17 protein-coding genes and 1 pseudogene are annotated in these 18,218 nt (G+C 54.1%); 12 read left to right on the top strand and 6 right to left on the bottom strand.

The window, feature by feature from the left end:
• Positions 1-19 precede the first annotated feature (19 nt).
• The 5 genes from hpxW (at position 20) to HMPREF3096_RS21770 (ending at position 4,087) form a co-directional block, all read left to right on the top strand.
• A complete protein-coding gene (hpxW, locus tag HMPREF3096_RS21790) occupies positions 20-1,606 on the top strand; it encodes an oxamate amidohydrolase (protein ID WP_038422574.1) in 1,587 nt (528 codons plus the stop codon).
• 10 nt (positions 1,607-1,616) lie between these two features.
• Positions 1,617-1,802: an oxalurate catabolism protein HpxX gene (gene hpxX / locus HMPREF3096_RS21785; protein WP_012541681.1), complete on the top strand. Its 186-nt coding sequence runs from the start codon at positions 1,617-1,619 to the stop codon at positions 1,800-1,802.
• A complete protein-coding gene (locus HMPREF3096_RS21780; RefSeq protein ID WP_012541680.1) occupies positions 1,799-3,196 on the top strand; it encodes an AtzE family amidohydrolase in 1,398 nt (465 codons plus the stop codon). Before hpxX ends, HMPREF3096_RS21780 begins: the two co-directional genes overlap by 4 nt.
• Positions 3,193-3,579, top strand: a complete 387-nt coding sequence (hpxZ, locus tag HMPREF3096_RS21775) for an oxalurate catabolism protein HpxZ (RefSeq protein ID WP_070544590.1) — start codon at positions 3,193-3,195, stop codon at positions 3,577-3,579. Before HMPREF3096_RS21780 ends, hpxZ begins: the two co-directional genes overlap by 4 nt.
• 85 nt (positions 3,580-3,664) lie before the next feature.
• A complete protein-coding gene (locus HMPREF3096_RS21770; RefSeq protein WP_070544589.1) occupies positions 3,665-4,087 on the top strand; it encodes a GNAT family N-acetyltransferase in 423 nt (140 codons plus the stop codon).
• A 37-nt stretch (positions 4,088-4,124) separates the two neighbouring features.
• On the opposite strand, the gene asd is transcribed toward HMPREF3096_RS21770, so the two are convergent.
• Positions 4,125-5,243, bottom strand: a complete 1,119-nt coding sequence (gene asd / locus HMPREF3096_RS21765) for an aspartate-semialdehyde dehydrogenase (protein ID WP_070544588.1) — start codon at positions 5,241-5,243, stop codon at positions 4,125-4,127.
• A 205-nt stretch (positions 5,244-5,448) separates the two neighbouring features.
• Between asd and HMPREF3096_RS31050 the strand changes: the two are divergent.
• The 6 genes and pseudogenes from HMPREF3096_RS31050 to HMPREF3096_RS21740 all read left to right on the top strand — a co-directional run.
• Positions 5,449-5,568, top strand: a pseudogene (locus HMPREF3096_RS31050) (hypothetical protein); the annotation flags it as partial.
• Positions 5,565-6,122, top strand: a complete 558-nt coding sequence (locus tag HMPREF3096_RS21760) for a winged helix-turn-helix transcriptional regulator (RefSeq protein ID WP_070544587.1) — start codon at positions 5,565-5,567, stop codon at positions 6,120-6,122. The pseudogene HMPREF3096_RS31050 and the gene HMPREF3096_RS21760, both read left to right, overlap by 4 nt.
• Positions 6,106-7,149, top strand: coding sequence for an HlyD family secretion protein (locus tag HMPREF3096_RS21755; RefSeq protein ID WP_070544586.1), 1,044 nt, complete (start codon positions 6,106-6,108; stop codon positions 7,147-7,149). The genes HMPREF3096_RS21760 and HMPREF3096_RS21755 overlap by 17 nt, the downstream gene beginning before the upstream one ends.
• Entirely contained in the window at positions 7,146-8,708 is a 1,563-nt protein-coding gene (locus HMPREF3096_RS21750; RefSeq protein ID WP_016161075.1) for a DHA2 family efflux MFS transporter permease subunit, read from the top strand. Before HMPREF3096_RS21755 ends, HMPREF3096_RS21750 begins: the two co-directional genes overlap by 4 nt.
• Before the next feature lie 19 nt (positions 8,709-8,727).
• The gene (gene fabF, locus HMPREF3096_RS21745) at positions 8,728-10,002 is read left to right on the top strand and encodes a beta-ketoacyl-ACP synthase II (RefSeq protein ID WP_070544585.1); all 1,275 of its coding nucleotides are present in this window, start codon (positions 8,728-8,730) and stop codon (positions 10,000-10,002) included.
• 265 nt (positions 10,003-10,267) lie between these two features.
• Positions 10,268-10,561: a PTS sugar transporter subunit IIB gene (locus HMPREF3096_RS21740; RefSeq protein WP_070544584.1), complete on the top strand. Its 294-nt coding sequence runs from the start codon at positions 10,268-10,270 to the stop codon at positions 10,559-10,561.
• 69 nt (positions 10,562-10,630) lie between these two features.
• Here the strand turns inward: HMPREF3096_RS21740 and gstA are convergent, their stop codons facing one another.
• Positions 10,631-11,245, bottom strand: a complete 615-nt coding sequence (gene gstA / locus HMPREF3096_RS21735; protein ID WP_008804819.1) for a glutathione transferase GstA — start codon at positions 11,243-11,245, stop codon at positions 10,631-10,633.
• A gap of 129 nt (positions 11,246-11,374) precedes the next feature.
• Between gstA and HMPREF3096_RS21730 the strand changes: the two genes are divergently transcribed.
• Entirely contained in the window at positions 11,375-12,250 is an 876-nt protein-coding gene (locus tag HMPREF3096_RS21730; protein ID WP_070544583.1) for a LysR family transcriptional regulator, read from the top strand.
• Positions 12,251-12,322: 72 nt separating this feature from the next.
• Here the strand turns inward: HMPREF3096_RS21730 and HMPREF3096_RS21725 are convergent, their stop codons facing one another.
• The 4 genes from HMPREF3096_RS21725 to HMPREF3096_RS21710 form a co-directional block, all read right to left on the bottom strand.
• Entirely contained in the window at positions 12,323-13,156 is an 834-nt protein-coding gene (locus HMPREF3096_RS21725; protein WP_023340178.1) for a PRD domain-containing protein, read from the bottom strand.
• 23 nt (positions 13,157-13,179) lie between these two features.
• Entirely contained in the window at positions 13,180-14,640 is a 1,461-nt protein-coding gene (locus tag HMPREF3096_RS21720) for a glycoside hydrolase family 1 protein (protein WP_070544582.1), read from the bottom strand.
• Between the two features lie 4 nt (positions 14,641-14,644).
• On the bottom strand, positions 14,645-16,513 hold the full coding sequence (locus tag HMPREF3096_RS21715; RefSeq protein WP_070544581.1) for a beta-glucoside-specific PTS transporter subunit IIABC: 1,869 nt from the start codon (positions 16,511-16,513) through the stop codon (positions 14,645-14,647).
• 269 nt (positions 16,514-16,782) lie between these two features.
• The coding region (locus HMPREF3096_RS21710; protein WP_070544607.1) for a carbohydrate porin at positions 16,783-18,218 on the bottom strand (1,436 nt) is incomplete at its 5' end.

Genomic DNA, 18,218 nt, shown 5'->3' with positions numbered 1-18,218 from the left:
CGTTCAGAAAGGATAATTTATGCACAGTAGCAACGTTTCGACCCACGGCATGGCGGTGGCCCCCCATCACCTCGCCAGTCAGAGCGCGCTGGCGATCCTGCGCGAGGGCGGCAGCGCCATTGAAGCGATGGTGGCTGCCGCGGCGGCCATCGCCGTCGTCTATCCCCATATGAATGGCCTCGGCGGCGATGGCTTCTGGCTGATCGTACCGCCTGAGGGAGACCCCATCGCCATTGACGCCAGCGGGGCGGCCGGATCGCTGGCGACCCTCGAGGCCTACGCCGGACGGCAGCATATTCCCCACCGGGGACCGCAGGCCGCGCTGACCGTCGCCGGCACCGTCAGCGGCTGGGACGAGGCGCTGCGTATTTCACGGGACTTAACCGGCCGCGCGCTGCCGGTGGCCCGCCTGCTGGCCGATGCGATCGGCTATGCCGAAGACGGTATTCCGGTCACCGCCTCGCAAGCCCACGCCACCGCCAGCAAACTGGAAGAGTTGCGCCATCAGCCGGGCTTCAGCGAAACCTGGCTGGTATCGGGCGAGGCCCCGCGGCCCGGCAGCCGCTTTCGCCAGCCCGCCCTCGCCGGTACCCTGCGCATGCTGGCCAGCGACGGTCTCGACAGTTTCTATCGCGGGCCGCTGGCCGAGCGTCTCGCGCAGGGTATGGCCGCGCTGGGGATGCCGATCACCCTCGGCGACCTGCAGGCCCACCGCGCCCGGCGTCCGGCGCCGCTGACGCTCCAGCACCAGCAGGGCACGCTGTGGAATCTTGCGCCGCCGACGCAGGGACTGGTGTCGCTGGCGATCCTTGGCATCACCGACCGCCTGAACATGGCCGATGCCGACGACGCGCAAACGGTGCACCGTATTGTCGAAGCCACCAAGCGGGCATTTGCCCTGCGCGATGCGCATATCACCGATCCACGCCATCTGGATGTGGATGTACAGCAGTTGCTCACCCCGGAAGCCCTGCAGCCGCTGGCCGACAGCATCGACGACGCCAGCGCTTCCCCCTGGGGCCGCGGCAAAGGCCCGGGCGATACCGTCTGGATGGGCGTCGTGGATAACAGCGGACTGGCAGTGTCATTTATTCAGAGTATCTATCACGAGTTCGGCAGCGGCGTGGTGCTCCCGGACACTGGGATCGTCTGGCAAAACCGCGGGGCGGCCTTCAGCCTCGATCCGCAGCATCTCCTGGCGCTGGCCCCTGGCAAACAGCCATTCCATACCCTCAACCCTGCCGCCGCCCGCCTGAACGATGGCCGGGTGATGGTCTATGGCTCGATGGGCGGCGACGGTCAGCCGCAAACTCAGGCGGCGCTGTTTACTCGCTATATCCTGCAGGGGGTGCCGTTGCAGGAGAGCATCTCCCGTCCGCGCTGGCTGCTGGGCCGCACCTGGGGCCAGTCCTCCGATTCACTGAAGCTGGAGGGACGCTTTGCCCCCGCCTGTATCGCGCGACTGCGCGAGCTGGGGCACGAAGTGGAAGTGCTGGCTGATTTCAGCGAAGCGATGGGCCACGCCGGCGCCATTGTCCGCCATCCCAACGGCCTGCTTGAAGGGGCGACCGATCCACGCAGCAACGGCGCCGCCGCCGGATACTAAGGAGCAGACCATGACCACACAGCCAGACTGGAGCGAGTATCTGACGCAGATGACTCACCTGTTGCACCTGGAGCTGGATGCACCCCGTCGTGAAGAGCTGGAGCGCCAGTTTGCCCGCATCGCCGCCATGGCGCAGCCGCTGATGGACTATCCCCTCGGGCCGCGCGAGGAGATTGCGGGGGTGTATAAAGCATGACTCTTCATCACTTCACCATCGCCGAGATCCAGCGTGCGCTGCACGAGGGCGAACTCAGCGCCCGGGAGATCGCCCGCCAGACGCTGGACGACATCGCCCGCGTGAATCCGCAGATCAACGCCTGGACCGAGGTCACCGCCCAGCGCATGCTGGCGGAGGCCGACAGCATTGACGCCCTGCGCCGGGAAAAGCGCCCCCTGCCGCCGCTGGCAGGGATTCCTTACGCAGTGAAAAATCTGTTTGATGTCGCCGGGCATACCACCCTCGCCGGGGCGGAACTGCTGAGCGACCGGCCGCCGGCGACCAGCGACAGCTGGGCGGTGCGCCAGCTGCACAGCGCCGGCGCCCTGCTCAGCGGGATGCTCAATATGGACGCCTACGCCTACGGCTTTACCACTGAAAACAGCCACTATGGCGCGACGCGCAATCCGCACGATCTGTCGCGGATCGCCGGCGGATCGTCCGGCGGTTCGGCCGCGGCGGTGGCGGCCGGGCTGGTCCATTTCAGCCTCGGCAGCGACACCAACGGCTCGATCCGCGTCCCCGCGTCGCTGTGCGGGATCTTTGGCCTGAAACCCACTTTCGGTCGCCTTTCGCGCTCTGGCAGCCATCCGTTTGTCGCCAGCCTGGATCATATTGGTCCTTTTGCCCGCCGGGTGGCCGACCTCGCCGCGGTGTATGACGCCCTGCAGGGGCGCGACCCGGCCGATGACTTTCAGGCTGATAAAGCCAGCGAGCGCACCGGCAATCTGCTGGAGCGCGGACTGGAGGGGCTGCGCTGCGCGCGGCTGGGCGGCTATTTCACCACCTGGTGCGATGACGACGCCCGGGCGGCCGTGGATCGGGTCGCCCACGCGCTGGGCGCCGACAGCGAGCTGCAGTTCGCGGATGCCGCGCTGGCCCGCTCGGCGGCCTTTATCATCAGCGCCAGCGAAGGCGGCAATCAGTACCTGACGGATCTTCGCCACTCGCCAGAGCGTTTTGAACCTCACTCCCGCGAGCGGCTGCTTGCCGGAGCGATGATCCCCTCCGCATGGTATCTGCAGGCTCAGCGTTTTCGCCGTCATGCTCGCCAGGCAATGAAATCCCTGTTCAGCCAGGCCGACGTGCTGATCGCCCCCGCCACCCCATGCAGCGCCACGCCGATAGGCGCGGAGGAGATGGTAATTAACGGCCAGCCGCTGCCGGTGCGCGCCAGCATGGGAATGCTAACGCAGCCGATCTCCTTCCTCGGTCTGCCGGTGGTGACCGTGCCCCTGCGTACCGCCAGCGGTAAGCCGATTGGCCTGCAGCTGATTGCCGCGCCGTTTAACGAACAAGCCTGTCTTCGCGCCGCGCGGGCGCTGGAAGCGATGGGCATTACCGATGCCCGAGTGGCGGAGAGTGCAGCATGATCAATATGGATAATGTAGACCGCCCGGCGATCCTCGCCGAGGTGACGGCGGCGTTTTATCAGTATGAAGAGGCGCTGGTCAGCAATAACATCGAGGCGCTGGATGCGCTGTTCTGGCACGACCCGCGCACCGTACGGCTGGGAGCCGGCGAAAATCTGTATGGCATCGAGGCGATCCGCGCCTTTCGCGCCGCCCGCCCCGCCGCCGGTCTGGCCCGCGATCTGCGCCATACCACCATTACTACCTTTGGCGCGGATATGGCGGTGTGCAGCACCGAGTTCACCCGCGAAGGCAGCGCCCGCCTGGGCCGCCAGCAGCAGACCTGGGTACGCTTCCCCTACGGCTGGCGCATTGTCGCCGCCCAGGTCAGTCTGATGGACTGAGTGGCGTATACGGGAGCGGACCGGAGAATAAGGTATCCACCGGCCCGCTTCCGGTCCGGTAACACGCTATTTGGAGTCGAAGACCATGGTGTTCATCAGAGCGGCTGAATCAAAAGATATCCCCTCGCTGAAAACGCTATTTCTGCAGCTGGGCTATCAGACGGAGACGGCGATCTTAGAACAACGCATCACTGCCCCGCAGAGTATGATGAGTGCGCTGGTGGCGGAAACAGAAAACGCCGTGTGTGGCGTAATCGTTATCAATTTTATTTTACCGGTACATGAGAACCGTTTATGGGCATTAATTTCCGCGCTGATCATTGAGGAATCATCACGTGGATCAGGGATAGGCCAGCAACTTCTCCATGCCGCAGAGCGCCTCGCCCGCGATAAACAATGCGCTCAGATCGAACTTTCAAGCAGTGAAAAAAGAATCAGAGAGCATCAATTTTATGAAAATAACGGCTACAAGGAGGTCCGCAAACGCTTCGTTAAACATTTGTCTTAACCGCCTGCGCGCGAGGGCTTTCCCCGGATGACCGTAACTATATTTTGCCCAGCAGGATATTTAACATGCGGCGCAGGGGTTCCGCCGCACCCCACAGTAGCTGATCGCCAACCGTTAACACCGAGTAGACGGGTTCATTATTTAACGACATTGTCTTGTAGCGGCCAATTCCTACCTGCAGCGAACCACTAATAGCAGCCGGGGTCAATTGACTGACACTCTCTTGCTTATTATTGCGGACATAGTTTACCCATGGATGGGAATGGGTGACTAACTCAGCGAATTCCGCTTCGCTGACCTCACGTTTAAGTTTAAGGGTAATGGCAGCGCTGTGGCAGCGGATCACGCCGACCCGAATGCATAAGCCATTGACCGGAATGGTGCCGGGCGCAAGGCCAAGAATTTTATTGGTTTCCGCCTCGCCCTTCCATTCTTCGCGGCTGTTTCCATCGCCTAAATCGCTGTCGATCCAGGGAATGATGCTGCCCATCAACGGGACGCCAAAATTCTCCACCGGCATACCCGCGCTGTTAATCAGCTCACTCACTTTATTTACCAATGGCAGTACTGAACCTGATGCCGTCAGTTCATCCGCAGATAAATGCTGACTGATATAAGCGCTTTGCGCGATTAATTCCCGCACCTGTTTGGCGCCCGCTCCGGAGGCAGACTGATAGGTCATCACGCTCATCCATTCGATCAGGTCAGCCTTGATCAGCCCGGCCAGCCCCATCAGGCTCAGCGTAATGGAGCAGTTGCCGCCAACAAACAGTTTCACTCCTGCTTTCACGGCACGATCGATATTATCGCGGTTGACCGGGTCGAGAATAATGCAGGCTTTTTCATCCATCCGCAGCGCCGAAGCGGCGTCAATCCAGTAACCTTGCCAGCCATGGTTAATTAACGCTGGATAGATGGCTTTGGTATAATCCCCGCCCTGACAGGTGATGATGATATCCATTTCGGCGAGGGCGCTAAGGGAATTCGCATCTTTAAGGATGTCGCTTTTACCATTAATAACCGGGCCCACACCGCCCGCACTTGAGGTACTAAAAAAATGCGCTGAAATATCGTCGAAATCATTTTCTTCGATCATTCTTTGCAGTAATACAGAGCCTACCATTCCCCGCCAGCCAACAATACCCACCTGCTTCATTTATTTAACCTTTATAAGTTATGAGAATGTTAATTTGCATTTCGCCGTACTTTATATCTCATCCCTTAATAAAGGTCATTACCCACCACATCGATTTCTATCATTATTAAAATGTTTCATCCGCCATCAGCGATTTTTATCTCTTATTACGGCAAAGCAGGAATAAGGTGGCGGCGACTGTCCCTCTTTTCGGCATTCAAAGGAGAAACGACGTAGCGAAACGGGAGCGGCTTCTCCCTTGGGTACCGTGAAGAGTAACTTGCATTTTGATAGTGACTATGTCAATTTGCTGGCAAAAGCCACCTGGTTACTGGACAGTCCATGAAAAATGAACCGCTTTGCCACGCTCCCTGCCCCATCGCCCGCAGCCTTGGCCGCATCGGTGACAGCTGGAGCATCATGATCCTGCGTGACGCCTTCGCGGGCTTTACCCGCTTTGACGAGTTCCAGAAAAGCAGCAACGTCGCGCCCAATATTCTGTCGCGCCGTCTGAAGGCGCTGGTCGACGACGGGCTGCTGGAGAAGGTGTGCTACAGCAGCACCCCGCCGCGCTACGAATACCACCTTACGCAACGCGGCCGCGATTTTCGCATGGTGCTGCTGGCGCTGGCGGAATGGGGTAACCGCCACTTCGCCCCCGAAGGCCGTCAGATGCAGCTGGTGGAAACCGCCACCCAGCGACGGGTGGAGCCAGTCATGGTGGATAAAGCGACCGGGGAAGAGATTATTCCGGGTAAGTACGCCATGGTGCCGGGCCCCGCCGCCTCGCCGCTGATGAAATATCGTCATGAATATCTGCTGCGCAAACGCGAAGGCGATAGCGGGCAAAAATTCCAGCCTGAACCCTACAGAGAGGCCAGCAATGAATCCGACCAGTAAGAAAAATATTCTTGTCCTGGCGGCCCTGGGCGCTGCCGCCCTGGCGGCAGCGAGCTACGGCGCTTACTGGTGGCATACCGGGCGCTTTATGCAGACCACCGATGACGCCTATGTCGGCGGCGACATTAGCGCCATCTCCAGCAAAGTCTCCGGCTATATCCAGCAGCTGGCGGTGCAGGACAATATGGCGGTGAAAAAAGGTGACCTGTTGATCCGCATTGACGACCGCGATTATCGCGCCGCCCTCGCGAAAGCCGCCGGAGAAGTGGCGTCGCAGCAGGCCGCGCTGGCCGATATCCTGGCCACCCGCCAGCTACAGCAGGCAACGATTGCCGGCTCTGCGGCCTCGTTACTCGCCGCCACGGCGGCAACCGAAAAACTGGCTAACGACAACCGACGCTATAACGCCCTGGCCGCGTCGAGCGCGATTTCCGCACAGATCCGCGATAACGCCTCCGCCGATTATCGTCGGGCGCATGCCGAGCAGGAGAAGGCCAAAGCGGATAAAACCGTGGCCGAACGTCAGCTGGCGGTGCTGGATGCTCGCCAGCAGCAAATCCTGGCTGCCCTGGCGCAGGCCCAGGCTAACCTCGAGATGGCCAGGCTGAACCTCAGCTATACCGACATTCGCGCACCGTTCGATGGGGTGATTGGCAACCGCCGCGCGTGGTCCGGCTCCTTCGTCAGCAGCGGTACGCAGCTGCTCTCCCTGGTACCCGCGCACGGCCTGTGGATTGACGCCAACTTCAAGGAAAACCAGCTGGCGCATATGCGTGCCGGTCAGCCGGTGACCATCGTCGCCGATGTGCTGCCGAACCATACCTTTAAGGGTCATGTCGCCAGCCTGGCGCCGGCGACCGGCTCACGCTTCAGCATTCTGCCGGCGGAGAACGCGACCGGGAATTTCACTAAAATCGTGCAGCGGGTGCCGGTCCGCATTGCGCTGGAAGGTGACGGGGCAAAGCTTGACGTCCTGCGCCCGGGACTGTCGGTGATCGTCACCGTGAACGAAAAGAGCCCTCGATGAGCACCGTTCAGGCGCTGTCCGCCCCGCAGGGTCTGTCGATGCCGACGGCGAAGAAGATCTTCGCCTTCGCCAGCATGTGCGTGGGGATGTTTATTGCCCTTATCGACATCCAGATCGTCTCCGCCTCGCTGCGGGATATCGGCGGCGGCCTGTCGGCGGGCGACGATGAAACCGTCTGGGTACAAACCAGCTATCTGATCGCCGAGATCATTATTATTCCGCTTTCCGGCTGGCTGGCCCGGGTCATGTCGACCCGCTGGTTGTTTGCCGCTTCCGCGGCGGGCTTCACGCTGATGAGCCTGCTGTGCGGCTGGGCGTGGAACATCCAGAGTATGATCGCCTTCCGCGCCCTGCAGGGACTGGCGGGCGGGTCGATGATCCCCCTGGTGTTCACCACCGCTTTCGCCTTTTTCCAGGGCAAACAGCGGGTTATTGCCGCGGCGACGATCGGCGGCCTGGCCTCCCTCGCCCCTACGCTAGGTCCAACGGTGGGCGGCTGGATCACCGAAAACTACAACTGGCACTGGCTGTTCTTTATCAACGTGGTTCCGGGGATTTACATCGCGGTGGCAGTGCCGCTGCTGGTGAAAGTAGACAGCGCCGACCCCTCGCTGCTGCGCGGCGCCGACTATCTCAGTATTCTGCTGCTGGCCTTGTCCCTCGGCTGCCTGGAATATACCCTCGAAGAAGGTCCGCGCTGGGGCTGGTTTGATGACGCGACCCTGACGACCACCGCCTGGGTCGCCCTGCTCTGCGGCGTGGCCTTTGTTATCCGCACCCTGCGCCATCCGCAGCCGGTGATGGATCTCCGTGCCCTGCAGGATCGAACCTTCAGCCTCGGCTGCTATTTCTCGTTTATGGCCGGCGTCGGCATCTTCGCCACCATCTATTTAACCCCGCTGTATCTGGGGAGCGTGCGCGGTTTCAGCGCGCTGGAGATCGGCCTGGCGGTATTTTCCACCGGCCTGTTCCAGGTCATGTCTATTCCGTTTTATTCGTGGCTCGCCAACCGCGTCGACCTGCGCTGGCTGCTGATGGCCGGGCTGATCGGCTTTGCGGTGTCGATGTACAGCTTTGTTCCGATCACCCACGACTGGGGGGCGGATCAGCTGCTGCTCCCGCAGGCCTTTCGTGGACTGGCGCAGCAGTTTGCCGTCGCGCCAACGGTGACCCTGACGCTGGGCAGCCTGCCGCCCGCGCGCCTGAAGCTGGCCTCCGGGCTGTTTAATCTGATGCGCAACCTCGGGGGCGCCATCGGCATCGCCCTGTGCGGCACGGTGCTTAACGACAGAACCAATTTGCACTACAGCCGCCTGGCGGACCATCTGAATAACGCCAACCTGGCAATGAGCGATTTTGTTCAGCGCAGCGCGGCAAACTTCACCGTCCAGGGGATCTCGCCGGATGCCGCGCAGACGGCGGCGCTGAAAAATCTTTCCGCGCTGGCGCTGCGGGAGGCGCGAACCCAGGCATTTTCCGATGCTTTCTACCTCATCATGATGGGTTTTTTGCTTGCCGCGCTGCTGGTTCCCTTGATGAAAAAGCCGCCGGCACACTAATACTACAGGAGAGTTAACTATGGGCGTTTCCGTTAAACGCATTGTCGTCACCGGGATGGGGATTGTCAGCCCGCTGGGTTGCGGCGTACAGCACGTCTGGCAATCGCTGCTGGCAGGAAAGTCAGGGATCACCCGGCTCAGCGAGCAGCTGGTCGCGGATATTCCCTGCAAAATGGCCGGCCAGGTGCCGTCCATTGACAGCGATCCGCTGCACGGCTTCGACCCGCTGGCGACCATCCCGGCGAAAGAGCGCAAAAAGATGGATCGCTTTATTGAGTTTGCGCTGGTCGCCGCCCGCGAAGCGCTGGCCCAGGCCGGTTGGTCGCCAGCATCCGAGGCCGAACAGGAACGCACCGCCACGGTGATCGCCACCGGGATCGGCGGGTTCAGCGAGATCGCCAATGCGGTACATACCACCGATGAACGCGGGCCGCGTCGCCTCTCGCCGTTCACCATCCCCTCTTTTCTGGCCAACCTGGCCGCCGGGCATGTGTCTATCGCCCACGGTTTCCGGGGGCCCATCGGCGCGCCGGTCACCGCCTGTGCGGCTGGCGCCCAGGCCATTGGCGATGCGGCGCGGATGATCCGCAGCGGCGAGGCGGATATCGCCCTCTGCGGCGGCGCGGAAGCGGCAATTCATCGCGTTAGCCTGGCCGGGTTTGCCGCGGCAAGGGCGCTGTCCAGCGCCTACAGCGACCAGCCGGAAAGCGCATCCCGCCCCTTTGACCGAGACCGCGATGGATTTGTGATGGGAGAAGGCGCGGGGCTTATCGTGATCGAGTCACTGGAGCACGCGCTGGCGCGCGGCGCCACGCCGCTGGCCGAGCTGGTCGGCTACGGCACCAGCGCAGATGCTTATCACCTGACCGCTGGCCCGGAAGACGGGAACGGCGCACGTCGGGCCATGGAGACCGCTATTCGCCAGGCCGGGGTGACCGTCGACGAGATTGACCATATCAACGCCCACGCCACCTCAACGCAGGTAGGTGATAAAGGTGAGCTGGCGGCGATTAAAACGCTGTTTGGCGCCCATCCGGTCGCCATTACCTCGACGAAATCCGCCACCGGCCATCTGTTAGGCGCGGCCGGCGGGATCGAGGCCATCTTCACCATTCAGGCCCTGCGCGATCAGGTGGTGCCGCCGACGCTGAACCTGCATCACCCCGATGAAGAGGCGGCAGGTCTCAATCTGGTGGCGCTGCAGGCCCGCCCGCAGAAAATGCGTTATGCGCTGTCGAACGGTTTTGGCTTTGGCGGCGTTAACGCCAGCCTGCTGCTGAAACGCTGGGAATAATCGTCAACTCCCCCCGCCGGCACTGGCCGGCGGGGAATTTCCACCCGGACACCCTACTCAGTCACTGATCTCCCTCTTCTGCCACAGCAGACGACGAAGCGCCGCCACGGCGTGGCAGTGACCTTTATCAAGATCTTCGCTATCGGTCATCTTTGCCAGAAAGGTCAGCATCATCATGATGAATTCTTCACGCAATTATGAGGTGGCGCTCATTTTATGCGCATGGCGAGTCATATCCTGTGACTAATTCTCAGGAGGTAAAACCATGAAAAAGCTTCTGATATGTTGTTTGTTTGGCAACACTGCCAATTCTCTCGCCAAAAAGATACAGTTACTGGCGGAAAAAAAGGGCCATCCTCTCATTGTCAGCGCAGTGGGCCTGGAAAATTTTGCCAGCGTGGCGCCCGCTTTCGACGGATTTCTCATTGCGCCGCATATTCAGTATAAGGTCGCGGAGATAAGAGGGATTGTTGGCGACGCTCGTTCTATTGCGGTGATTGAAAGTCTGCCCTATGCCTCACTCGACGCGGAAAAAGTTTTCGCGTTTGTGATGGCGTAGATGCCTGAACTGGCAATCTGACACCAAAGGCCGCCTCTCTTGTGCGGCCTTCTCTACGCATGTCGCCTTCTACCTGCCCTGTTGAGACGCTTCAGCCCGTAATGCCGCCTGTACAGCAGGACGGGCATTTATTATTTCCATGTACGACGATAGCGCTGGCCAGCGATCCAGTGGGATAGCGAAGAATTTGCACCATCCCAGCACCGTGAAGAGGTAGGCATCCGCCACGCTAAAGGACGGCCCAGTCAGATAGGTTTTTTCGCTGAGCGTCGTCTGCAGAAAATCGAAGCGTCGGAATAGCTTGTCTCGAAAAATCGTTTTGACATCTTCCGCCAGCGCGGAGTTAAACAGCGGCGCCGAACCCGCGTGTATTTCACTGGTGATAAAGTTAAGCCATTCCTGCAGGCGCACCCTTTCCCAACTGCCCGCGCGTGGCGCCAGGCCGTATTCGGGTTTACGATCGGCGAGGTACTGCACCATCGCCGGCCCTTCGGTGAGGATCTGCCCATCATCCAGCTCAAGCGCAGCAACATACCCTTTCGGGTTAATGGTGAGGAAGTCGCGACCATCAGCGGTGATCTTGCTTCTGTTGTTGACTCTCACCAGTTCAAATTCAAGGTTCAGCTCGCGCAGCACGATGTGCGGTGATAATGAACAGGTATCTGGCGCGTAATAAAGTTTCATCTCGTCTCCGTTAATGTGTAAAGCCGTCGGACAACGTCCTGTACGATCCTCAGCACACTGTATTTAACGCCGATCGCACTGTAAAATTAATGATATAGAAAAGAACTATTAGCTGAGCTACTGATAATCATGATGAATCTTTTACACTGGCGCCTGCTGGTAGCCGTGGCGGATGCCGGCAATATCTCACGTGCTGCCGAGGAGATAGGCATGACCCAGTCCGGCGCCAGCCAGGCCATTGCCCAGCTGGAGGCTTCTCTGGGCTTTCCGGTATTTACCCGTGAGCGACGATACATCGGGATTACCGCCCTGGGTGAGCAGGTGGTGGAACATGCCAGAAACATGCTTTCGCAGCTGAACGCCATCCGCGAACTGGCTGATCGGGGCCGGAACGTCACCCGCGGGCGCATTCGGCTGGCCAGTTTTCCCTCCGTGACGTCTACCTTGTTGCCCGGCCTGCTGCGCGACGTTAAGCGCCTACATCCGGGTATTGACGTTGTTGTGCTGGAAGGCTCTGACGAAGAAGTCGAAGCGTGGCTTGCCGCAGACACCGTTGAACTTGGGGTGGTCATGAATCCCGTTCCCGGACGTGCAGAGGTGGTACTAGGACAGGATGCATGGGTCGCGGTCCTGCCCGCCAGCCATCGGTTGGCACAGCATGCGAAAGCTGATGGCATAACGCTAAAGGCGCTGGCGGACCAGTCCTTTGTTCTGGCGACGGGCGGCTGTGTCGTGAATGGCAAAAGCCTGATGGAAAAGGCCGGGTTGCAACTCTCTGATATCCGCGTGACGGTTCGCGACTGGATAAGCGCCTGTAAACTGGTCGGCGAAGAGATGGGCGTCGCGCTGGTACCGGAATCCGCCCTGCCGGAGACCTTACGCAACCTGTGCGTGGTGCCAGTGACGCCGGCTATTCATCGTGAATTTGGGCTGGTTTGTTCGCCATCCGGAACGTCTTCTGATGCCACACAGGCGCTGCTTAATGCGCTACGTAAACAAAGATGAGCGCTCAAGCGTGAATCATCTTATCGCCATGGCATCAATCTCTGACCTGTCTCCTGTTCCCAAACTAAAATTTCACTTTGAATATTTACTGAGTTTACTGATATGTATACCTAACCAGGTAAGTTCATCATTAGGAATAGCAATGGCGTAATTGCTTTTTATAAAGTCACGAATCACCTCAGCAACCACCATCGCTTTTGGATGGAAACGAATTAACTCATTATAGAAGTCGTCAGTTTCTTCTGTTGCAAGGCTATTATTTAATACCCTTTCAGCGAAATATCTTAAATGCGTAATAAATCTGGCATAGTGAATTGAATTCACATCAATATTTTGATTGAGTTTATAACGAACAATTTCAGCAATTCTGTTAACTAACTCTACTTGCTTATGTGCGTTAGTCTCATCAAATTGAAAAGTTGCATTGATAATATGAAAAGCAATGTGTACAGCCTCGTCTTCAGGAAGGCTCACCGCAAACTTAGCTGATACCAAATCTCTTGCCAACTCGCCAATGCTATACTCTTTCTGATAGTAACGCTTTATTTCCCAGGTCAGTTTATTCGCAATGTTCGTATTTGTCTTACAGCGTTCAACAGCAAAATGCAAGTGTTCCGCTAGGGTGAATAGTAAAACTGAATTAAGCTTTTCGCTGTAATGAGCTTGAGCCATCTTAACAATTTCATGAGTGATCTCAAAGAAATCCGCAGGAATTGTGTCCGTTAGTGACAGATAATGTCGCGACTTGAGGGTATCCAAAGGCATAAAGACCTGTTCGACACTTTGCAAGTCGATAATTGTCCCTGGTTTGGTGTTAAAACCGATACCTTTGCCAAAGAGTATCATCTCTTTTCCGTCATTCTCAGCAAGCAGCATGCTGTTATTTAAGGACTTTTTAACTTTCATCTCAGTTCCCGCGGTAGCAATGATTAACTTAAATCAGTCCCGTTCGTCGCTATAACCTTGCGATACCAATAGAAGGAGTCTTTGCGTAACCGATTCAAAGAACCGTTCCCTTCGTCATCTTGATCTACATAAATAAAACCATAGCGTTTGGTCATTTGCGACGTGCCAGCACTAATAATATCAATTGTTCCCCAACTCGTATACCCTATTAAATCGACACCTTCTTTGACAGCTTCAATCATCTGCTCAAAATGCGCACGGAAATAATTAATACGGTAATCGTCATGAATCTTCCCATCAACCACTGTATCTTTTGCCCCAAACCCGTTTTCAACAATAAATAAAGGGATTTGATATCGATCGTAAAGCTCCAGTAGCGAAATTTTAAGCCCTACAGGATCTATTTGCCATCCCCATTCAGAAGCCGGTAGATGAGGGTTTTTTTCACCCATGATAGTATTTCCTGCCGTGCGCTCTGCATCGGACTGAACAGATTCCGTGATGGACATATAATAACTGAATGAAAGGAAATCTACAGTATAGCGACGTAACGTTTCCAAATCATCCGGCTGCATTTTTATCTTGATATTCCGCAGCTCCAGGTCCCGCTTAATTAATGGTGGATATTCGCCTTTAATCTGAACATCTGAATAAAAATAGTTTTCGAGATTTTTTTTCAGTGTGGCTTCCACGTCAGCAGGATGACAGGTCAGTGGGTACGTTGTTAACTTAGTAAGCATACATCCGACCTGGCTGCCAGGTATCTTTTCATGGCAGTCTCTTGTCGCTAACGCCGAAGCAACAAACTGATGATGCAACGCCTGATAAATATCCTGCGTGCTTTCTCCCGGTAGACTTTTCTCTTCGCGGACACCCGCTGTCGTAAAAGGATGCCGATGAATGCTATCAATTTCGTTGAATGTCAACCAGTAACGTACCAAATTCTTGTAACGGTCAAAGCACACATTTGAATAGCGTACAAACGCATCAACAACATTTCGGTGGACCCAGCCATTATATTTCTCACTCAATGCTAATGGCATTTCATAATGTGAGAGCGTAACCAATGGTTCAATGCCAAGTCTGCGCATTTCAGTGAACATATTTTCATAGAACTGTAATCCCTTTTCATTCGGTTGCTCATCTTCACCTGTTGGGAAGATTCGTGACCATGCGATTGATACGCGCAGGACTTTTATACCCATTTCGGCAAAAAGCGCTAAGTCTTCTTTGTAACGATGATAAAAATCGATGCCTCTGCGTTTAGGGTAATTTTGATCATTCTTCCCCTCAAGCGCATCACTCACGTTTTGATCAGATACGGCCATATGGCCGGCATAATCGCTCGTGCTCAGATGCGCCTTATAGGCAACTGCATCTGCAACAGAAGGCCCTTTGCCGTCAACGTTCCATGCACCCTCTGCCTGATTGGCTGCAATGGCTGCACCCCATAAAAAATTCTTGGGAAGAATAGATTTCGACATAATATCAAGCCTCTTTTAATGAAAAAATATTAAACTGCTGGAGTGTATTGGTATGATCTTTCGACGGCTTCATCATAAAACGATCGCTATTGGTAATAACCATTATTACAACTGGGTCATAACCCGCTTTAGTTATTTCATCAATATCAAATTCGATTAATAGTTCACCCGCTTTAACGTGTTGGCCATCTGTAATTTTCGGGTGAAAGCCTTGACCGTTCATTTGTATCGTATCAATTCCTATATGAAAGATAACCTCTACTCCATGGGTAGTCATCATGCTGGCTGCATGGCCACTTTCGAACACATGCTCAATAACGCCATCGGCAGGTGCATAGAGTGCTCCCACAGTTGGAACGATAGCGATACCATCCCCCATGATTTTTGAAGAAAATACATCGTCGTTGACCTCTGTCAGGGGGATGACTTTCCCTTCAACCGGACTGGTAAAGGTAAAGTCATTCATTAAGACTGGATTAGCAGTGACTTCAGTCTTCTCAAATTTGGGCATGTCCTCCTCTGGATGGGGCGTTGCTGTTTTTTCTTTCCAGAAGAATAATGTTGATAAAAATGCCAGGCAGAATGAAACAAGTGCGCCGATGATTGCATATATCAAACTGGTTGGATTATCCGGTGACGCAAAAATTGAGATACTGGCAAGGCTCGGCGCTACAATTGCATAAGCTGAGACCATCATAAATCCCATGAAGGAGCCACCGACCATTGCCCCCAGCATCACGGAGATCAGTACTGGCCTATGCAGTAAAGTAATCCCGTAAAGTGCAGGTTCAGTAATGCCAAACAGCGCTGATATTCCAGAGGAAAGAGCAGTCCCTTTAAACATTTTATCTTTACTTTTTAGCGAAACGGCAAGGCAGGCTCCTGCTTCAGCGATATTGTGAGCTAAGGAAGCTGGGTTATACAAAGATTCTTTACCCGTTTGCCCCATTGACATTATGGCATAAGGGAGGAAAGGTTTATGCATACCGGCCGCTACAATAAATGGCAGTCCGCCCGCAAGTAAGCCTGTTGCGATGAATCCAAATTTGCCATGCATCCAAAGGATCAGATGCGTTAACAGAGAACCCATTTCAAAACCTAATGGCCCAAGGATAAGCAATGTGACGGGGACCGTCGTAACCAGCGATAACATGGGCGATAAGAAACCACGTAATGCATTAGGCGTATAACGATTAAAAAGAGATTCCGTTTGTGCATAAAAAAGAACACAAAGAATTGCGGGAAACACCTGCGCTGCATAAGAGACGTTCGTAACATCGAAAGTCATTAACGTTGCGCCTTGTTTTGCCAGGGTAGTAAATGTGGGCAACAACAAGACTGAGACAGCAGTCAATGCAACTAATGGATTAACTTTAAGCTTATTCGCAGTAGTGATGGCGATAAGTAAGGGTAAAAAATAAATAGGCGCGGTTCCGATGCAGTCCAAAATTTGATATGTCGAACTGTCTTTAGTCAGCCATCCAGCCATATTCAAAATAATTAAAATGGATTTCAGCACGCCGCCACCTGCAATTGCAGGTATGAGTGGTTGAAAGATACTGATAACAAAATCAATCAACCATGCATTCCATTTTTTCTTTGTTACTGGTTTCTGTTTCACGTCAGCATCATTAGCCATTAACGATCTAATCGCATCAAACACTTTAACAACGTCTTTGCCAATGACTATCTGACACTGCAAATTTGTCACGACACCCATTACCTCAGGTAATTTTTTGAGGTCAGACACTTCAACTTTAGCATTGTCATACAAGCTTAAGCGTAATCTGGTTGAGCAATGTTCAATGTGTTCGATGTTGCCTGCTCCGCCGACTAATTTGAGAATTGTACGCCCAGTATTTAGATGATCCATAAGTTGCCTCATGAGCAAAAAAAAGACCTGAAATTCTCACCCCAAATGAGGGGGAGAATTTCAGGTCTTGCCTGCATTACCAGTTACACGCCTGTACTACATATTTGCCAACAATATACTATATACATAGTTACAGGCAATAAAATTAACCCATCTTTTGTCAAAATGTGACAGTTATCACATAATAATCCTCGTAAATGACCACGATATAAAAACCCTCCCAGGAGTATTTTCTCCCTGTATTATATTTCCTTTATATTAACCGATAGTTACCACCACACCTCAGCCTGAGCGCCAATAGATAATTGATCTTTTTTATTATCGTTGAATGTATAATTCGATATCTCGTTCTGGTTTGCCCGGATATACGTTGTATAGAACCGAATTTCTGGCCTTGAAGTTAGAATTGATGTATTAACTTTAAGCGCATGATACAATGTTGTTTTGTAACCGGATTCACTATATGTCTGCTCTTGAGTTTTGTTATCCTGTCTAAACCATCCGAGTTCTACCCCGGTCTGGTTGAATTTATCCCAGATATAAGCAGGACGGATGACACTTCGATAACTTTCAAAATCTGTATGAGCACCAGTATCATAGCTAAATATATCATTACCATTTGAATATACTAGTGCGTGTGCAACAATAGTGTTTTCCGTGGGGTAAAATTCCCCTTGAGAAATTATTCTGAATGCCTTGCCATTTGTGTGATTTCCATAATAGTTATCACCACTCCCAAATGTTGGGTTTGCTCCTGAAATTTTTGCAAAAGAACTGGCGATAGAATTATTGGCAGCTTGCAGGGTTAATTCGTCATAACCCCCTGCGTCAAACTTCTGCCTTAAAATCGCACCTACCAGCCAGGCATCTTTTACATGATAATACTGACCATCAGCCTCCCCTGACTTCACGACGTCTGATTTGTTTGCCATGTTATAGCGCCCATCAAGTTCTAATGTTGCCTTATCCCATAATGGAATTTCACGATAACGTATATCAAGCGCATTCGTATTGATCTGTAATGAATTTCCTGATGTATCATAATCAAGAGCACGCGCGTTCAGGTCCTGACGCACTACAGCAACGTTAAATTTGCCTGGACCCATTTTCCAGTTTTCTATACCGAGCCCTGCTCCGCTTTCTGTTCTGACGCTTTTCCAGTCAAGCATCTGTATCTCATACTTAGGCAGATAGTGTTTACCTACCCAAAAATCAGCTTCAGGGGCAAAATTAAGAAATCCCTTTGTCGTGAGATAGATATCAGAAAATTGTAAGTTACTCTCTGTATCTTTATCAAAGACTGCATTGTTGTATTGCTCACCCACATTGCCATCCAGCATAACGACAGCATGTGCAGTTTTACCATCCTGGTCGTACACTTTCTGCTTGAGTTGAAGATCGAACCATGAGGTATATTCATTGCCGAAACGGCCAAGAGATCCAATAGCATATTCTTTTGGCGATCCATGATTAGCCGTTCCCCAACCAGAACGGAAATAGCCATTGTACGAAAACCCAATATCGTTTTTAACAAAGTCACTAATTTCTTTCAACGTAAGATCATTATTAACTTTAGTTGTGGCACTATTGCCTGTTTTGTTGCTATTACTCGATGCTACTGCAACAGTTGAAGTGGCAGAATTTGTTGTTGGTTGAATTTTTTCATCTGCTGAGCGGCTTTGTTGAATAAATCGAACTTTTGCTG

The organism is Klebsiella sp. HMSC25G12 (assembly GCF_001807705.1).
In the GTDB taxonomy this organism is placed as follows: domain Bacteria; phylum Pseudomonadota; class Gammaproteobacteria; order Enterobacterales; family Enterobacteriaceae; genus Klebsiella; species Klebsiella variicola.
This window is presented reverse-complemented; position numbering and strand designations above follow the sequence as displayed.